We start from the raw sequence: 16,951 nt of genomic DNA, 5'->3' as shown, positions 1-16,951 counted from the left end.
GGATATTTCACTACGCTTAATCTACTTAGAACTAGTTATTGAAACCATTTTGCTCTGCAATTTTAGCAAACCACTTTGCGCTTTTCTTCGCGGTTCGCTTTTGTGTATTTATATCGACGGCATAGAAGCCATATCTGTTTTTATATGCATTCATCCATGACCAATTATCGAGAAATGTCCATAGGTGGTAACCCTTAACATTACAGCCGGCTAATATTGCTTTGTGAAGCCATTTTAAGTGGCCTTTAATAAAATCAATCCGATAATCATCCTCGATCTGACCATTATTTACAAATCGCTCTTCATTCTCAACACCCATCCCATTTTCAGAGATGAAAGAAGGGATATTTCCATAATTATCTTTTAAGTTTACCATAATATCGTAAATCCCTTTTTCATAGATTTCCCATCCACGATAAGGGTTCATTTTTCTACCGGGCATGTCATAGCTGTCAAAGAACCATTCTGGCATTATCGGGCTAGCTGGATTTGGTAGATTTTCTTTAGCTTTCACTCGTCTTGGTTGATAATAATTCACGCCTAATAAATCTATTTGATGATCACGAATTAATTGTTCGTCATCAGGTTCTATTTGTGGTAATAGGTCGTATGTAGCTAATAATTCTATTAAGTCTTTTGGATACTCTCCCTTTACAGCAGGATCAAGGAAACTTCGATTAAAAAGTAAATCACAAAGATGAGCAGCTTTAAGATCAGCAGGGTGCTGGCTGCGTGGGTAGGAAGGAGTTAAGTTTAGGATAATACCAATTTCTCCATTGAAATTTCCATGGTAATATTGGACCGCTTTTTTATGTGCGATCATCGTATGGTATGCTACTTGAATTGCCTTTTTAAAATCAACGATATTTGGATAATGAAAATCATATAAATAGCCACCTTCAACAGGAACGATAGGCTCATTAAAGGTAAACCATTTTTTTACTCGATCGCCAAAGAGCTCAAATGCAATTGTTGCATAGTCTAAATAAGCATCGATGACTTGTCGATTTTCCCAACCGCCTAATTCGTGCAGTGGATAGGGCATATCGAAGTGGAATAAATTGACGAATGGTTCAATCTCATGTGCAAGTAATTGGTCAATAACATCTCGGTAAAAGTCAACAGCCTGTTGATTGACTTCGCCTTTTCCACCTGGGATCAGCCTTGACCATGAGATTGAGAGTCGAAAGCTATTATGTCCTGTTTGCTTCATATTCTTAATATCTTCCTGATAATGATGATAGAAGTCAGAAGTTTGGCCAGGTCCAATTTGATCAAAGAAGCGGTTAGGCTCAGATTGGTACCAATGATCCCAAATGTCTTTACCTTTAATACCGTTATCTGATCCTTCTATTTGAGTTGCAGATGAGGCGCTACCCCACCAAAAGTCGTTAGGAAAAGTATACTTTAATGTCATATCGATTCCTCCTTATAGTCTACGATAAAGCTCAATCATTTCAATTGCTAAATCTCGAACAGTAATTGCTGTCATCAAGTGATCTTGGGCATGTATTAGGATAATGCTAATTTCTTTGTCTAATCCATTCGCTTCGTCTTGAAGTAACTTAGTTTGAAATAGGTGAGCCTTTCGGAGATCCTCATTTGCTTCTTGAATATGTTGATCGGCAGTTTGAAAATCTCCTGACTTTGCTGCTTGTATCGCTTCCATTGCATTTGATTTTCCGTTACCCGCATTTAAAATGATTTGGAAAGCAATTTCTGTAATATTGGATTTCATAGTTGACCTCCTAAAAGATGTGATAGTTAAAATGAAAGGTGGGAGGTAAGGAACCACCCACCATATTTTTTGCTAACTTGCTTTTTTCGCTGTTCGTTCACTTTCATAATACTGTTTATCCATAATTTTTAGGAATGGTAGCCAGATTGTAAAGACTATTGCCATATTAATTAGCTGCATGACTGACCCCATAATATTATTTCCAGTGGCTAGATAACCACTTAATAAGGCAGGTGTCGTCCATGGTACAATTACACCCGCTGGTTTTGGAGCAAAGCCAATTGCCATTGCAAAATAAGTAACGGCTCCAACGACAACTGGTGCAAGTAGCCAAGGAATAATCGCTAACGGGTTCATGATAATCGGTAAACCGAATATAACAGGCTCATTAACGTTAAAGATACCTGAACCGATACTTAACTTACCGATCTCGCGCATTTGCCTACTTTTCGCAATGACGAAAATAGCGAGTAATACAGCTAATGTCATACCTGAGCCACCAATACCTACGATAAACGTATCAACGAATTGCTTTGTTACGATATTAGGTAATTCTTGACCTGCTTGGAAAGCTTGGAAGTTTTGGTCATTTAAGCTGAACCAAATTGGGTCAAGCACTGAGTTAATAATAATTTGTCCGTGTAAGCCAAAGAACCAAAAGATTTGAATAAGTAAAATGGCAATAAGCGTAGCAGGTAAACCACTGCCTAAAGCAGTTAATGGTTCTTGGATAATTGTATAAATAAAGTTTTGCACTGTTTCAAATGATGTATAGCTAAAGATAATCCGTACTGCCAAAAAGATCGTTAATGTAAATGCAATTGGAATTAACGAACTAAATGAACGAGAGACAGAACTAGGTACACCTTCTGGCATTTTAATCGTTAGTTTTTTGTTAACGAAAAATTGATAGAGCTCAGCTGCAATAAATGCAGTAAAGATCCCTAAGAACAGGCCTTGGGCACTTAGAGCGGAAGTAGGGATTACGCCAGTAGTTTCCCCTAATACTTGTGGAGTGAGAATTAAATATGCTCCGAGTGCAACTGCTGCACCGTATATCGATTCTCCACCCCGTTGTTCGACCATTTTATAACCGATACCAAGTATGACGAAAAGCCCCATAATACTTAGTGTGGCGGCAGAAGCAGGACCTAAAGCATCTTGAAACGTGGCGTATGCTTCTTCTCCAATTAACTTATCAATAAAAGGTAGGTGTGCAATAACGACGAATATAGAGCCAAAAACAATTAACGGTAAGGCAACTAAAAATCCATTACGTAATGCAGTTAAATAACGGTTGTTATTTAACTTATCAGCGATAGGCATAAGTACATTTTCCAGCTGATTCATAAAACGACTGTTCATGATATAATCCTCCTTTTTAATATTGACACATATAATTGCTTAAAAAACTAACCTTTCTCAATTAACGCAAGTGCATGATTAAAGACTGCTTTTCCATCAATTCTTCCGTACGAAACTGGGTCAATGACATCTAATGGAATACCGAGCTCTTCTGCGACGACTGAAAACTTCTTCTTCATAAAACGCATTTGTGGTCCGATTAGTAGAACATCTGCTTGTTTCATATCTTCAGGTGCTTTGTCTTGGGCAACAGCCCAAATTTTTGCTTCAATACCTTGTTCTTTAGCTGCTTGTTCCATTTTGGATACAAGTAAGCTTGTTGACATTCCTGAAGAACAGGCCAATAAAATTCTTTTCATCAAACGACCTCCGTTATCATAGTTTAATACCTTCTCAATTTTGATTTTATTGCAAAAGCGCTTACATTACCACTTGCTATATTTCCGTTAGCCTAACGGAAAATGTTAATTTTCCAAAATACTAGATATTATAGTAGTGCCAAGATATTAATTGTTAACGAACAATTAAATTGATAGTATAATGTTACTAAATCTACTTATTTTCCTAGAAATGAAACCGCTTTATTTATTTAAGGTGGTTAACCGTTAAATAGGGATAGTTAGGTTTTATAGATTATTAATTAAGAGTGAGGGAAGAATTATGCATCTAGATATGCCGTTAGCTGATTTATACAAGTATACAGGGAGAAGTCCACTACCTAGTGATTTCGATCAGTATTGGGAACGAGCACTAGAAGAATTAAGAGAATTACCTTTAAACTATCAATTGGTAGAAAGTGATTTTAAGAGTCAGATAGCTGACTGTTACCACCTATACTTTACTGGGGTCGGTGGGGCAAAGGTCCATGCTAAGTTTGTTCGTCCAAAAGAACATATTGCAACGGGACAAGGAGTTGTCATGTTTCACGGCTACTATGGCAACAGTGGAGATTGGTTAGATAAAATTGCTTATGCAGCTGAAGGGATTACAGTATTAGCGCTAGATTGTCGAGGACAGGGAGGCTTATCGCAAGATTCTGTTGCTGCCGAAGGGCCGACAATCAAGGGTCATATTATCAGAGGCTTACATGATTCTGATCCTGACCAACTTTACTATCGCCATGTTTACTTAGATACGGTACAAGCTACATGGATTTTAATGAATATGGATCACATTGATGAAACGAGAGTAGGTACATATGGTCAATCACAAGGTGGTGCATTAGCCGTTGCTTGTGCTAGTTTAGAACCACGAATCAAGCAAGTTTATGCGGTCTACCCATTTTTATCTGACTTTAAGCGTGTTTGGGAAATGGATATTAACAACACAGCTTATGAAGAGATTTCATACTATTTTAGAGCAATGGATCCAACACATAAAACTGCCGATCAAGTCTTTAATCGTCTTGGATATATTGATATTCAAAACTTATCACCACGGATAAAGGGTGATGTGATCTGGGTGACAGGCATGCGCGATCCGATTTGTCCACCATCTACTCAATTTGCTGCTTATAATAAAATTACAGCGAATAAAGAGATCGTTATTTATCCAGAGCATGGTCATGAGTATATACCTGAACATGGTGATCAAGCATTACAATGGTTTAAACAATTGTAGTTAACTAAATATTAAAAGCACCACTTGGATAATTTTTCGTACACTTTTCCAAGTGGTGTTTTACTTTAACTCCATTTTGTTGTCATTTAGAGAGAATTGTTTAAATTTTTAAAAAATTCACTTGAAATGCATAATAGATCTTGTTAAACTTGGTGATTATAGGACTTATCGACATGAGGTCTATGACAATATCAATTAGATAGGTGTGAATAGGGATGAAACAAGTTTATAATTTTTCAGCAGGTCCAGCCATGCTACCTAAAAGCGTTTTGAAAACGGCACAAGCAGAAATGTTAGACTTTAATGGTTCAGGGATGTCAGTAATGGAACTGAGTCACCGCTCAAAATGGTTTATTGATATTTTAGAAGCTGCAGAGGCTAACTTGAGAAAACTGCTGGACATTCCAGATAATTATCATGTTTTATTTTTACAAGGTGGCGCATCACAGCAATTTGCAATGGTACCTATGAACTTAATGGTCAGAAATAAAAAAGCTGACTATGTATTGACGGGGTCATGGTCGAAAAAGGCGTATAAAGAAGCACAGCTCTTTGGAGAAGTTCGAGTTGTTGGCGAAGATACTAATAACCATATTCCAAAGCTAACAAAAGATATGTTTGATCCAAATGCAGATTATGTTCATATTACAACGAATAACACGATTGAAGGGACTGCTTTTTCTACATTACCTGATACCGGAGATGTCCCACTTGTTGCTGATATGTCGTCAAATATTTTATCTACACCTATTGATGTTAGTAAATTTGGATTAATTTATGCAGGAGCACAAAAAAATATCGGTCCTGCTGGTTTGACAATAGTCATTATTAGAGATGATTTAGTAGGTCAGGCACCTGCAACTGTACCGACGATGTTCAATTATGAGACACACGTTAAGAATAAATCAAGCTTTAATACGCCACCAACCTACTCAATTTATATTGCTAAGCTTGTATTTGATTGGTTATTAGATCTTGGCGGATTAGAGGAAATGGAGAGGCTCAACAGGGCTAAGGCTGATTTACTGTATCAAGCATTAGATGAATCAAAATTGTTCGATGCACCAATTAAAGGTGAAGATCGTTCAATTATGAATGTTCCATTTATTGCAGCGAATGGTGATCAAGAGCTTGAGGCTAAATTTATTAGTGAAGCTAAAGCGGCAGGACTAGAGACATTAAAAGGTCACCGTTCAGTAGGTGGGATGCGAGCTAGTATTTATAACGCAATGCCACTGGCAGGAGTAGAAGCTTTAGTAGATTTTATTAAGAAATTTGAAGAAAGTAATCAATAATCTATAATAGAGGGAGTTGAGATTATAATTTCAACTCTCTTTTTAAGTTGTGTTAATAAAAGATTTAGCACAAACACAAGAAGAGTATCTTACAAATTTTAAGGAGGAAACAATGAATCTAATTGTTTATTTAGCTGGCCAAATTCATGATGATTGGCGAGAACAACTAAAAGCTCAAGCCGAAAAAAGAAATTTACCATTAACCTTTGTAGGTCCACAAACGGATCATGATCGTTCAGATCAAATAGGTGAAGCTATTATAGGAGAACAGCCGGGTGATTACTATCGTGATGAAGCTGCATCAGCGATCAATAACTTTAGAACAGAGCTATTAATCCAGAAGGCTGATGTAGTAATTGGACTATTTGGTGAGAAATATCGCCAATGGAATACAGCGATGGACGTAACAAGAGCAATCTCGCTTAATAAACCAACAATTATTATTCGCCCGGAGTCATTGATTCATCCATTAAAAGAGTTATCGAATAAGGCGAATGTAACTGTTGAAACAATTGAACAAGCACTCGATGTACTTGCCTATGTGTATGAATAAAAAAATAAGCTATGCAATCGCATGGCTTTTTTCTATGGTCAACTTTCTACAATAGAAAGAAGCCAATGATAATGGCGATAATTAAAAGACAGCTACGTAAGTCAATGATGGGAATATTTTTCATAATCAATCATTCCTTAATATATGATAAATAAATTATAACATACAATTCGGATAAAATTAATATGAATTAACTTCCTCCAAAATTTATTGAGTCAGTTACCCAAGTGATCATCTGGAACAAGGATTTAATATTTTCAAAACTTAACCTCTAAAGTCTCTAATGACAATAAAAGTTAAGGTTAATTAACAATTGGCTATTAGAAATTCTAATAATCTATTTTTTTATTAAAGATAGAAAAACTCATCTACTATTAATTGAAAAAAATTAAATTAACGATACAATTATATAAGAATCATATATTTAATCAGATGATGGATCATCAAGCGTATGCAAATCGATAAATAGGAGGCGTAATTGATTGAAAAAGGTAATTCTTAGTGCAGATAGTACATGTGACTTGAGTGACGATTTAATCCAGAAATACGATGTAAAAATACAGCCCCTACATATTAATTTAGATGAAGTGGATTACAGAGATGGTATAGATATCACGCCAGATGATATTTATGCTATATATCAAGAAAAAGGGATGCTTCCGAAAACATCTGCTCCTAATCCAATTGAGTATATTGAACATTTTAAAAAGTGGACTGATCAAGGTTATGCTGTTATCCATATCAGCCTTGGATCAGGTATTTCTTCTTCTCACCAGAATAGTTTAATTGCAGCATCAGATTTACCTGATGTTTATTCAATAGACTCTGGTAATCTTTCAACAGGGATGGGCTTGCTTGTTATTGAAGCAGCAGAGCGAATTGAACAGGGGATGGACGCTGCTCAAATTTATCAAGAATTAAACGAGCTAAAGCATCGTGTCCATGCTAGCTTTGTCATTGATAAGTTAACGTATCTTTATGAAGGTGGAAGATGCTCTGCGTTAGCTAATATAAGTGCAAACCTATTGAATATTAAACCAAGTATTCAAGTCGATAATACGACTGGTAAAATGGCTGTTGGTAAGAAGTACCGTGGTAGCTTATTACGCGTCTTAAAGCATTATACTGAGGATCAGCTTCAAGATGGTAAATCAATTAATAAAAAACGTGTTTTCATAACACACTCAGGTACATCAGAGAAAAATATTCAAGCAGTTAAGGAATTGATCGAAGCTAATTATGACTTCGATGAGATATTAGTCACTCGAGCGGGTTGTACAATCTCATCACATTGTGGACCTAATACACTTGGTGTATTGTTTATCGCAAACGACTAAAGACATGCTAATATTGGCACAATACGTTTCAGTAGTTTAAACTGACTAACCCGAATGGCAGATTTATTTGACCGTTCGGGTTGTTTTACAGGGGAACACGATAATCATCTATTTTCTCTAATTAAATTATTTGTTACCTTTTTTTTACGCTGGTAAGTAAGTTATAATAGCAAGAAAGGTAACTCCTGAAAGAAGGTCACTCGATGTTAGAAGAAGAGAATCATATTACAAGAATTGAACGAAACGGTAAGGAATACATTATTATTGGTACAGCGCATGTTTCTAAGAGTAGTGCTGAACTGGTTAAGCAAGTCATTGAACAGGAACAACCTGATTCGGTTTGTATTGAACTCGATCAGCAACGTTATGAATCAATTAGAGACGGAAGTAAGTGGAAGGAAATGGACATCTTTAAGGTGATTAAAGAGAAGAAAGCCACATTATTAATTATGAATTTGGCCATTTCCTCATTCCAAAAACGAATGGCGAAACAATTTGGCATTGAAGCGGGACAGGAAATGATTCAGGGTATTCAATCAGCAGAGGAAATTGGTGCGACCTTAGTATTGGCAGATCGTAATATCCAGATCACGTTTTCACGGATTTGGTCTGGCGTTGATCTTAAAGGAAAACTAATGTTGCTAACGCAAATTATAGCTAGTATATTTTCCAATGAAACGATTACTGAGGAAGAACTAGAAAAGTTAAAAGAAAAAGACTCCATCAATGCTATATTGGATGAATTTACAGAACACTTCCCACAACTGAAAAAGCCGCTCGTTGATGAACGGGATCAATATTTAGCCGAGAAGATTAAACGAGCTCCAGGAAATAAAGTAGTTGCAGTTCTTGGTGCTGCTCATGTTCCTGGTGTAACACGAGAAATTGATAACGAACATGATTTAAAAGCTCTAACAACAGTTCCGAAGAAAAAGAACTGGAAGAAACGCCTTGGCTGGATTATTCCAATTTTAATTGTTTCTCTTATGGCTTCAACATTCTTATTAAACCCAGATGCAGGCTGGCAACAAATGAAGAGCTGGCTAATATGGAATGGTACATTCGCTGGGATTGGTACAATTGCAGCATTTGGTCACCCATTAGCTATCTTGACTGCGGTTGTATCTTCACCATTTACATCACTCAATCCATTTATTGCTGCGGGTATTTTAGCTGGGATGGTACAAGCTTATTTTAATAAGCCACAAGTAAGTGATTTTGAAAGCTTATCTGATGATGTTCACACGGCAAAAGGGTTTTGGAAGAATAAAGTGACAAGAGTATTGCTTGTCGTTATTTTAGCGAACCTAGGTAGTACGTTAGGAACGATTGTGGCTGGAACTGATGTTATTCGCTTATTCTTTGAAAATATTTTTTAATCAATTAAGTCTTTAAATACAATGATGTATTTGAAGGCTTTTTTTGCTTCTATTTTTGATTTGCTTAGTTTATGATTAAGTAAATTATAATTAAATCGGTTACAGAAGGGAGTAGGAAATTGAAGAAAGGTTTTGATTTTAGTGAAAATGAAATTATAAAAGGAATCAATCAAGATCAAGAGGTTCAGCTTAAATTACATAACAACGAGATGACTTGGGGTAAATTCAGTTTATTTTTTTTCATGTATATTGCAATAATGGTTGGTGTTACTATATTTGCGAGTGTGATTTCAATAATTACTGAACGTGTATTTAATATAGATCTGTTATCTTACATTCAACAAATTCAATACTCTGCACTAATGGAATTACTTGTCTTTATCTTAACATTACTAGCGTTAAAGCATGTGCGCGAGTTTTTAAAAGGGAAATATAATTTTCAAGCTTTGAAAAAGTGGCAAACCTATGTTTATCTAGTAGTGGCATATGTTGTTGTCTACACTGCTCAATATCTCATTATCCATAAGCTAGAGTGGGAGCAAGGAGGAAGCCAAGTTGGGTTATTTGGGCTAGATGAAATTTCACTAAATACAATTAATGTACTCTTGTTAATTGTTGCGTTTGTCGTTATTGCACCAATTACAGAAGAGGTCATCTTTCGCGGCTTAATTTTAGGGTTCTTAAGAGAAAAGATTGGTATTATACCAGCAATCTTAATTTCATCGCTTTTATTTGGCTTAGGTCACCCTGGGCATCATTTATCAACGACAATCATGGGTCTTACCTTTGGATTGTTATATTACCGAACGAAGTCAATAGCAGTACCGATTGTCTTTCATATGATCTGGAATGCATTTGCAACATATGGCATCCTATCGCTTGTTGCAAGTGGTTAATGATAAGATAATAGAATGGAATTATGGAAAAAGTAAAGAAAAAATATCAATTAGGTTACAATTTCTAATTTTTCGCCAACTTAATCGCTCATTATGATAAAATAAGATTAAATAAATGACAGAAGAGAAGGAGGAGGATTCAGATGAAACTATGGTTGAAGCGATTTTTCGTATTAATTGTAACGATTATGAGTCTAGGATTCTATGTGCCTCCTCTTAACTTAGAAATTAATGCAGACACAAATGGTAATGAAACAGAATCAGAGAAAAAGAGTTTAGATAACTCTACAACTTATATTTATGAACCATCCATATACTTGGATGAAGTAGAATCATATCAAATTACTGAAACTGACCCAGTAGATGAGCTAATTGAACAAGCAAAAGAACAGATGATTCAAAAGCTAGGTCCCAAGATACATGAACAGATTGAAGATGATGTTAAAGAGCAAGTTATTCCTAACCTTGAATTAGTTGTTGCAAATCTGATTGATACAAAATACGCTGATCAAGATTTTAACCTATCAATTATTGAAAATAAAGTATCAGGATATGGTGAGAAGATTTTTGATTTATATGATGAAGATAGTGAAGAAATTATTGCTAAATTTCATGTCCGTAGAGAGAATCGTCCGCTAGATGGATATTGGTTTAATTTTCACTATCACTTAGCACAAGATCAATTTGAAACACATTATGAATTTGCCGATGTTTATTGGAGTAAAGATACCCCACCAAAATGGATGAGCAAAAAACTAGATTAAGCCTTTATGCTTAATCTAGTTTTTTTATGCTTAAATGTTTATCTTTCTTAGCTCGGGGAAAAATACACTAACAAACCTCAGTTCAGAAAGGAAGTTCATAATGAATAAATATGTGCAAGCTTATTTTCGCGATGAAGATGAAGCTGAGCAATTAAAAGCAAGTTTAGTTAAATTTCCAACAACTAATCTAATGATTGATTTTTTAGAAGATGTTGGTGAAAAAAGATTAGTGGTCCCGTATATTGCCCAACAATCTGTTGGCGACAATACTGGTAATATGACTTTTGATTCTCAAGCTATTGGCTATCAAGATGTTGAGAAAGAAGATCGAGAAGTGCGAAATACAGTTGTATCATTTGAAGTGCCAGAGAAGCACTTTTATGATGTCATTTTAGAAATTCAAAAATTAGATGGCCGTGTTGATCGATCATTATTTGAATAATTGAATTAAAAATAGTTACAGTTAATAAAAAATGGTTCTATTTACGTTTATCCGTAAGTAGAACCATTTAATTCAATGGACTATTCTGTACTTGTGAAGTGACAGACTTAAATCAAGTATGAGTAAACAGCTAAAAAGTGGGTAAAGGACCCAGTTAAAATAAATAAATGGAATACTTCATGAAATCCTAGATATTTACTTTCAAGCCATTTAGGCTTTGTCGCATAAATAATGCCCCCAAGTGTATAAATGATGCCGCCAGCAATTAATAGAATCAAGCCGTTAGTCGCTAAGTTCGCCGATAGCGGTACGATTGCAAAAATAATTAACCAGCCCATCAAAATATAAAGCGCTGTTGATAACCAGCGTGGACTATGAAACCAAATTAATTTAAACAATATACCACTAATTGCAATCAACCAGATGATACCGAGTATTGTCCACCCAAGTGTGCCATTTAACGAGATGATGCAAAATGGTGTGTAAGTACCTGCAATTAAAATGTAAATCATCGAATGATCCAACCGCCGAAGCCACGCAATTAGCTGATCGGATCCAATCACCATATGATAGGTCGCTGAGGCGCTATAAAGTGAAATCATACTCACACCAAATATGATTAAAGAAACTAAGCTAATTGTAGACACTTGAGCACTGATCCCTTTGATTACCATCATGACCAAGCCAATTGCAGCAAGAAAAGCTCCTGCTAAGTGTGTCAATCCATTGATGGGTTCTCTAATATACCGATTCAAAACATCACCCCTATATTATGTAGTTATTAAAACTATGTAATGAAATCATACTATACATATGGTGATTCGTCAACATTTACCTTTTAACCAAAATCCGTTATACTAAGTGGTATAATTCATAAAAGGATCGTACTTGAATGATTTAGAATAAAATAAATGAGGTTGTTATTGTGGATTGGTTAAAAGAAGTTGTTACTTCATTAAATTTTGATCGGATCATCGAGCGAGATGATATACCTAAAATTGATCTTTATATGGATCAAGTTACACAGTTATTTGAAGGGGCTTATGCAGCAGGGAAGCGGAATCAAGAGGATAAGATCTTAACGAAAACGATGATCAATAATTATGCTAAAGATAATTTATTATTCCCGATTAAAAATAAGCGCTATACAAAAGAGCATATTATGTTTATTCAATTTATTTATCAACTAAAAGCGTCATTATCGATTCGTGATACTAAAACGGTTTTAGAAAAATTAAATCAATCAGTTAAAGAGGAATCGATTGATATTGATCAAATATATGATCAATATGTACTGTTAATGGACAAACAAGTGGATGATTTTGTTCAGAGTTTACCTCGAATGCTTGAAGAAGTGGATGAGATTGTTGCAGAAATGGATGATCATGATCAAGTATATTTAAAACAGTTGTTTTTAATTTTTTCTCTAGTACATCAAAGTAATATGTATCGCCGTCTCGCGGAACGATTGACTGATCGATTAGTCGAAGATTCTAAAACTGATAACAAACAAAAAGACTAGACAACTGAAGCTGTCTAGTTTTTTTGTTAAATGAAAAACCAAGGGAGAATAGCTAATGTTCCAATTACACCAAGAGCAATACCTAGTCCAAAACCAGGTCGATAAGGGTAGTAGGGTTGAACCGGTTGATAGTAATATGGCGTACCATAACCTTGGGGCTGATTTGAGTATGGTTCGATAAAGACATGTGTCGGTGTAACCTGTCGAATAAATCCACGGTGTTCTTGACCGTCTAATGTTTGTATTGAAACAGGTTTACCGATATTATCACAACATACTTTGTAATAGTTAGGCATTAAGAAGCTCCTTTCTATTTATTCAAGTGATTGAGTCGTCAATCATCACTCTTTTAGCAATGTAAATTGTCATGAGTCACTCACCATACTGTATGTTTGAAATCATGATTTGTAGAGGTTATTCGTTTAGTTAAAGTTAGAAAATCATTAATAAATTAGAAAAAGTCATTTGTTGGTTGCCGTATTAATTGATTATCGCTGACAAGATAGCTTTTCTGCCATCTTTCAACGAGGTAAGTCCCGATATAATAGCCTAAATATTGAGGCATACTTTCATTACCATACATTAAGTGTTGATAGAGGGGATGTGTTGAGCGGATTTCTAAGTTTGGTAGAATCCATTGTTTGTACAAATTTTCAATGGTTAGTTTATCGGGTGTGATGTTTGGAAGTAATGACTTTCCGTATTTTCTCCTTGTAATAACTTCAGCAATACCTTCCATGATAAGCGTATCTTTGAGTTGAATCACCTCCTCATGATGAATAGTTTGTAGCCTCAATACATGACTATATTCATGTGTCATAATAGTCTCAATTAAGTGTTTTTCAGGCTCTAAACTGAGAAATAGCAGTATTTTATCAGTAAAGCTAAGACCAGATCCAGTGATTGATGAGTTGTCATTTAAGTTGAATGGTAAGACAAAAATATTGACCTCTGGACCATCCCATGCTTGTTTTAATTGATTAAAAAATTGTGTGACTTTAAGTTTGTAATCTTTCTCAAGCCATTTTCGAATATAAGCCTTATCTGTTTGTTCGGGATGGAACAGCCCATGACTTAATAATTGGATTTGAACTGATGGTGGATTCGGCTCTTGAAAATAGTTAGCAATTGGTTGAATAATGAACTCTCTTTGACTATTAACTGTGTATTCATCGTGATTGAGGAAGTTAAGTAATAAATGCTCTGTGTTTATTATTGGCATTTTAAACAAACCTTCATTTCTTTTGGCAAAAGAATTGCTGACCCATTAGTTTAGTCTGAAGAATATTGATGAGATGATAATGGTGACTTAAATAATCAATATAAATGGAGTTAATTTGATCGTTAAACTCTAGTTCAATCTGTCCATCGGCTGTAGCTGGAAGAGGTGAAGATTCAATCACGTTAAATCCGGCTTGCTTAATTAATTTATTCCACTCATCTGCTGTTAAAATCGACTGGGTCCCGTAAAATTGATTTATCTCATCCTGTTCGGCAAAAGTTAGAGTATCGCAGGCAGTAATTTCAACAATATAAAGGGTCCCTCCAGGACGAAGGACACGATAATACTCTGCCAAACAATCTCTAACATTGTTGAACGATATAACTGATTCAGAAATGATGCAGTCGATTGTTTCATTTTCAAATGGAAGTGATCCGATATTTGCAAGGTGGAGTTTTACTGAAGTATGCTGCAATCTTTGGCTTGCTTTTTTGATCATCGCTTCATGTTGATCAACGCCAATTAATTGACTGTTCGTTTTATTAGCTAAGTACGCTAATGTTTTACCTGTTCCACAACCTGCATCTAATATGACGTCGTGGCGGAAATTTTTTAGCTTTTCCCATGCTTTTTTTGTCGCTGTAAATCCACCAGGATGGGCACTAGCAACATTTAGCTGCGCAAGCATATTCGTGTAGGTAAAGTCCATATTCCATCTCTCCTCATAGGTTATTAGTCCATACTATGCGAAGAGATATTTTCTGTTTGGATATTTACCTTAAATGTAATATGTAGTAATATATTAAATAATTCTAAATTATCTGACTATAAACACAAACACTTATGCTCATTTGTTCACAATAAATAAATTGGTAACTCCAATTTGCTAAATTGAAATAAATTAATGTTATAATACTAAATAGTATAAATATAGTGTTCTTTAATAACTGGGGGGAAATTAAATGAAAACTGATTTAGAGATTGCAGTAGAGACAGAATTACAGCCAATTAAAGAAATTGTAAACCAATTAGATTTACTTGATGAAGAATGGGAGCCATATGGAAAATATAAAGCTAAGCTCTCATTGAACATCCTAAATCGCCTCAAAAGTAAAGCTGATGGAAACTTAATCTTAGTGACCTCAATTAATCCAACACCAGCTGGTGAAGGTAAATCAACAGTTACAGTTGGGTTAGGCCAAGCACTACATCAATTAGGTAAAAAGACAGCTGTCGCGCTTAGAGAGCCTTCATTAGGTCCTGTAATGGGCTTAAAAGGTGGAGCAACAGGTGGTGGTTATTCTCAAGTTGTCCCAATGGAAGATATCAATTTGCATTTTACCGGTGATATTCATGCGATTACTGCTACAAATAATGCGTTAGCAGCATTAATTGATAATCATATATTTCAAGGTAATCAAGAACAGATTGATCCGCGTAGAATTACTTGGAAACGAGTTGTAGACTTAAATGACCGAGCGTTACGTGAGGTTGTCATCGGTCTTGGTGGTGTGAAACAGGGTGTACCGAGAGAAGATGGTTTTAATATTACAGTTGCCTCTGAAATAATGGCGATTTTATGCTTAGCTAATGGATATGAAGATTTAAAACAAAGACTCGCTAAAATTGTTATTGGCTATCGATTTGATTCAACCCCAGTCACAGTTGCTGATCTAAAAGTCGAAGGTGTATTAGCTATGCTTTTACGAGATGCCTTAAAGCCAAATCTCATCCAGACAATTGAAGGTGTTCCTGCCATTATTCATGGTGGTCCATTTGCTAATATTGCACATGGATGTAATAGCTTATTAGCGACGAAAATGGCTGGTAAGTTAGCTGATTATGTTGTTACTGAAGCTGGTTTTGGCGCTGACCTTGGTGCTGAGAAATTTTTAAATATTAAGTCTCGAATTGGAGAATTAGATCCTAAAGCTGTTGTAATTGTTGCAACAACTCGCGCATTAAAAATGCATGGTGGCGTTGAAAAAGATCAATTAGCAACAGAAAACATAGAAGCATTAGAAAAAGGATTAGAAAACTTAGCAAAACATATAGAAACAGTAGAAAAGTTTGGCTTACCGTTTGTTGTTGCGCTAAACCATTTCACTACAGATACAGAAGCAGAAGTTAGAGTCATAAAAGAATGGTGCGATAACCGAAATGTATCATTGGCAATCACGACTGTTTGGGCGGAAGGTGGTAAAGGTGGACTAGATTTAGCAAAAGAAGTGATCCAAAAAGTTGAGCAACAACAATCAAATTACCAACCACTTTACCAACTAGAAACAACAATTAAAGAAAAAATAGAAGCGATTGCTACACAGGTATATGGTGCGACTGATGTTAAATATTCACCTTTATCTGAACAGCAAATTGTTGAATTCACCAAGAACGGTTGGGCAGACTTACCGATTTGTATGGCAAAGACACAATACTCACTATCAGATCAACCGGAACAATTAGGTAGACCAACTGACTTTTCAATTACAATCCGTGAGCTTAGACCATCAATCGGTGCTGGATTCATTGTCGCGTTAACAGGTGATATGTTGACAATGCCTGGCTTACCGAAAGAACCAGCAGCGCTGAAGATGGATATTGATAGAGACGGTCAGATTAGTGGACTCTTTTAAAAAATGTAAAGCAATAAAGAAAAAAGTACTAGAATTTAACGCTAGTACTTTTTCTTTAGCTAAAATCATTAGTCCAAAATACCTATTTATGTAATGATAAAAAACATGATATGATCAATAGAGTCAATATTTAACGGCTTACAATGGATATTATGTCATAAAAAGTCATATGTAAGGTAATAGTA

18 protein-coding genes are annotated in these 16,951 nt (G+C 35.4%); 10 read left to right on the top strand and 8 right to left on the bottom strand.

The window, feature by feature from the left end; genetic code table 11:
- Nucleotides 1-31: 31 nt before the first annotated feature.
- The 4 genes from AXY_RS11045 to AXY_RS11030 form a co-directional block, all read right to left on the bottom strand.
- Complete coding sequence (locus AXY_RS11045; RefSeq protein ID WP_015010899.1) at nucleotides 32-1,417, bottom strand: glycoside hydrolase family 1 protein; 1,386 nt, start codon at nucleotides 1,415-1,417, stop codon at nucleotides 32-34.
- Between the two features lie 12 nt (nucleotides 1,418-1,429).
- Nucleotides 1,430-1,738, bottom strand: coding sequence for a PTS lactose/cellobiose transporter subunit IIA (locus tag AXY_RS11040; RefSeq protein ID WP_015010898.1), 309 nt, complete (start codon nucleotides 1,736-1,738; stop codon nucleotides 1,430-1,432).
- Between the two features lie 72 nt (nucleotides 1,739-1,810).
- Nucleotides 1,811-3,103: a PTS cellobiose transporter subunit IIC gene (celB, locus tag AXY_RS11035; RefSeq protein ID WP_015010897.1), complete on the bottom strand. Its 1,293-nt coding sequence runs from the start codon at nucleotides 3,101-3,103 to the stop codon at nucleotides 1,811-1,813.
- 47 nt (nucleotides 3,104-3,150) lie between these two features.
- Nucleotides 3,151-3,462 (bottom strand): PTS sugar transporter subunit IIB, encoded by a 312-nt coding sequence (locus tag AXY_RS11030; RefSeq protein ID WP_015010896.1) that lies wholly within the window; start codon nucleotides 3,460-3,462, stop codon nucleotides 3,151-3,153.
- Between the two features lie 301 nt (nucleotides 3,463-3,763).
- On the opposite strand from AXY_RS11030, the gene AXY_RS11025 reads away from it, so the two are divergent.
- From AXY_RS11025 to AXY_RS10990, 8 genes are all read left to right on the top strand, one after another.
- Entirely contained in the window at nucleotides 3,764-4,723 is a 960-nt protein-coding gene (locus AXY_RS11025) for an acetylxylan esterase (protein ID WP_015010895.1), read from the top strand.
- 215 nt (nucleotides 4,724-4,938) lie between these two features.
- The gene (serC, locus tag AXY_RS11020) at nucleotides 4,939-6,018 is read left to right on the top strand and encodes a 3-phosphoserine/phosphohydroxythreonine transaminase (RefSeq protein WP_015010894.1); all 1,080 of its coding nucleotides are present in this window, start codon (nucleotides 4,939-4,941) and stop codon (nucleotides 6,016-6,018) included.
- A 112-nt stretch (nucleotides 6,019-6,130) separates the two neighbouring features.
- Nucleotides 6,131-6,571 carry a YtoQ family protein gene (locus AXY_RS11015; protein WP_015010893.1) on the top strand — a complete coding sequence of 147 codons (441 nt, stop codon included), beginning with the start codon at nucleotides 6,131-6,133 and terminating at the stop codon, nucleotides 6,569-6,571.
- 482 nt (nucleotides 6,572-7,053) lie between these two features.
- Nucleotides 7,054-7,908, top strand: coding sequence for a DegV family protein (locus AXY_RS11010; protein ID WP_015010892.1), 855 nt, complete (start codon nucleotides 7,054-7,056; stop codon nucleotides 7,906-7,908).
- Nucleotides 7,909-8,111: 203 nt separating this feature from the next.
- The gene (locus AXY_RS11005) at nucleotides 8,112-9,287 is read left to right on the top strand and encodes a TraB/GumN family protein (RefSeq protein ID WP_015010891.1); all 1,176 of its coding nucleotides are present in this window, start codon (nucleotides 8,112-8,114) and stop codon (nucleotides 9,285-9,287) included.
- A 119-nt stretch (nucleotides 9,288-9,406) separates the two neighbouring features.
- Nucleotides 9,407-10,183: a CPBP family intramembrane glutamic endopeptidase gene (locus AXY_RS11000; RefSeq protein ID WP_015010890.1), complete on the top strand. Its 777-nt coding sequence runs from the start codon at nucleotides 9,407-9,409 to the stop codon at nucleotides 10,181-10,183.
- Between the two features lie 143 nt (nucleotides 10,184-10,326).
- Nucleotides 10,327-10,947: a YpjP family protein gene (locus tag AXY_RS10995; RefSeq protein ID WP_015010889.1), complete on the top strand. Its 621-nt coding sequence runs from the start codon at nucleotides 10,327-10,329 to the stop codon at nucleotides 10,945-10,947.
- A gap of 100 nt (nucleotides 10,948-11,047) precedes the next feature.
- A complete protein-coding gene (locus AXY_RS10990) occupies nucleotides 11,048-11,389 on the top strand; it encodes a hypothetical protein (RefSeq protein WP_015010888.1) in 342 nt (113 codons plus the stop codon).
- Between the two features lie 107 nt (nucleotides 11,390-11,496).
- On the opposite strand, the gene trhA is transcribed toward AXY_RS10990, so the two are convergent.
- A complete protein-coding gene (gene trhA, locus AXY_RS10985; protein WP_015010887.1) occupies nucleotides 11,497-12,144 on the bottom strand; it encodes a PAQR family membrane homeostasis protein TrhA in 648 nt (215 codons plus the stop codon).
- A 170-nt stretch (nucleotides 12,145-12,314) separates the two neighbouring features.
- Between trhA and AXY_RS10980 the strand changes: the two genes are divergently transcribed.
- Nucleotides 12,315-12,911 (top strand): DUF1836 domain-containing protein, encoded by a 597-nt coding sequence (locus tag AXY_RS10980; RefSeq protein WP_015010886.1) that lies wholly within the window; start codon nucleotides 12,315-12,317, stop codon nucleotides 12,909-12,911.
- A gap of 26 nt (nucleotides 12,912-12,937) precedes the next feature.
- On the opposite strand, the gene AXY_RS10975 is transcribed toward AXY_RS10980, so the two are convergent.
- The 3 genes from AXY_RS10975 to AXY_RS10965 all read right to left on the bottom strand — a co-directional run bounded on the left by AXY_RS10975 (nucleotide 12,938) and on the right by AXY_RS10965 (nucleotide 14,842).
- Nucleotides 12,938-13,207 carry a hypothetical protein gene (locus tag AXY_RS10975; protein WP_015010885.1) on the bottom strand — a complete coding sequence of 90 codons (270 nt, stop codon included), beginning with the start codon at nucleotides 13,205-13,207 and terminating at the stop codon, nucleotides 12,938-12,940.
- 155 nt (nucleotides 13,208-13,362) lie between these two features.
- Nucleotides 13,363-14,133 carry a DUF2268 domain-containing protein gene (locus AXY_RS10970; protein WP_015010884.1) on the bottom strand — a complete coding sequence of 257 codons (771 nt, stop codon included), beginning with the start codon at nucleotides 14,131-14,133 and terminating at the stop codon, nucleotides 13,363-13,365.
- Nucleotides 14,134-14,146: 13 nt separating this feature from the next.
- Nucleotides 14,147-14,842, bottom strand: a complete 696-nt coding sequence (locus AXY_RS10965; protein WP_015010883.1) for a class I SAM-dependent methyltransferase — start codon at nucleotides 14,840-14,842, stop codon at nucleotides 14,147-14,149.
- Nucleotides 14,843-15,095: 253 nt separating this feature from the next.
- Between AXY_RS10965 and AXY_RS10960 the strand changes: the two genes are divergently transcribed.
- Nucleotides 15,096-16,766, top strand: coding sequence for a formate--tetrahydrofolate ligase (locus tag AXY_RS10960; RefSeq protein ID WP_015010882.1), 1,671 nt, complete (start codon nucleotides 15,096-15,098; stop codon nucleotides 16,764-16,766).
- The last annotated feature ends 185 nt before the right edge of the window (nucleotides 16,767-16,951 follow it).

It is taken from the genome of Amphibacillus xylanus NBRC 15112 (assembly GCF_000307165.1).
GTDB lineage: Bacteria > Bacillota > Bacilli > Bacillales > Amphibacillaceae > Amphibacillus > Amphibacillus xylanus.
The sequence above is the reverse complement of the archived record's forward strand: the minus strand, read 5'-3'. Positions and strand labels throughout refer to the sequence as shown.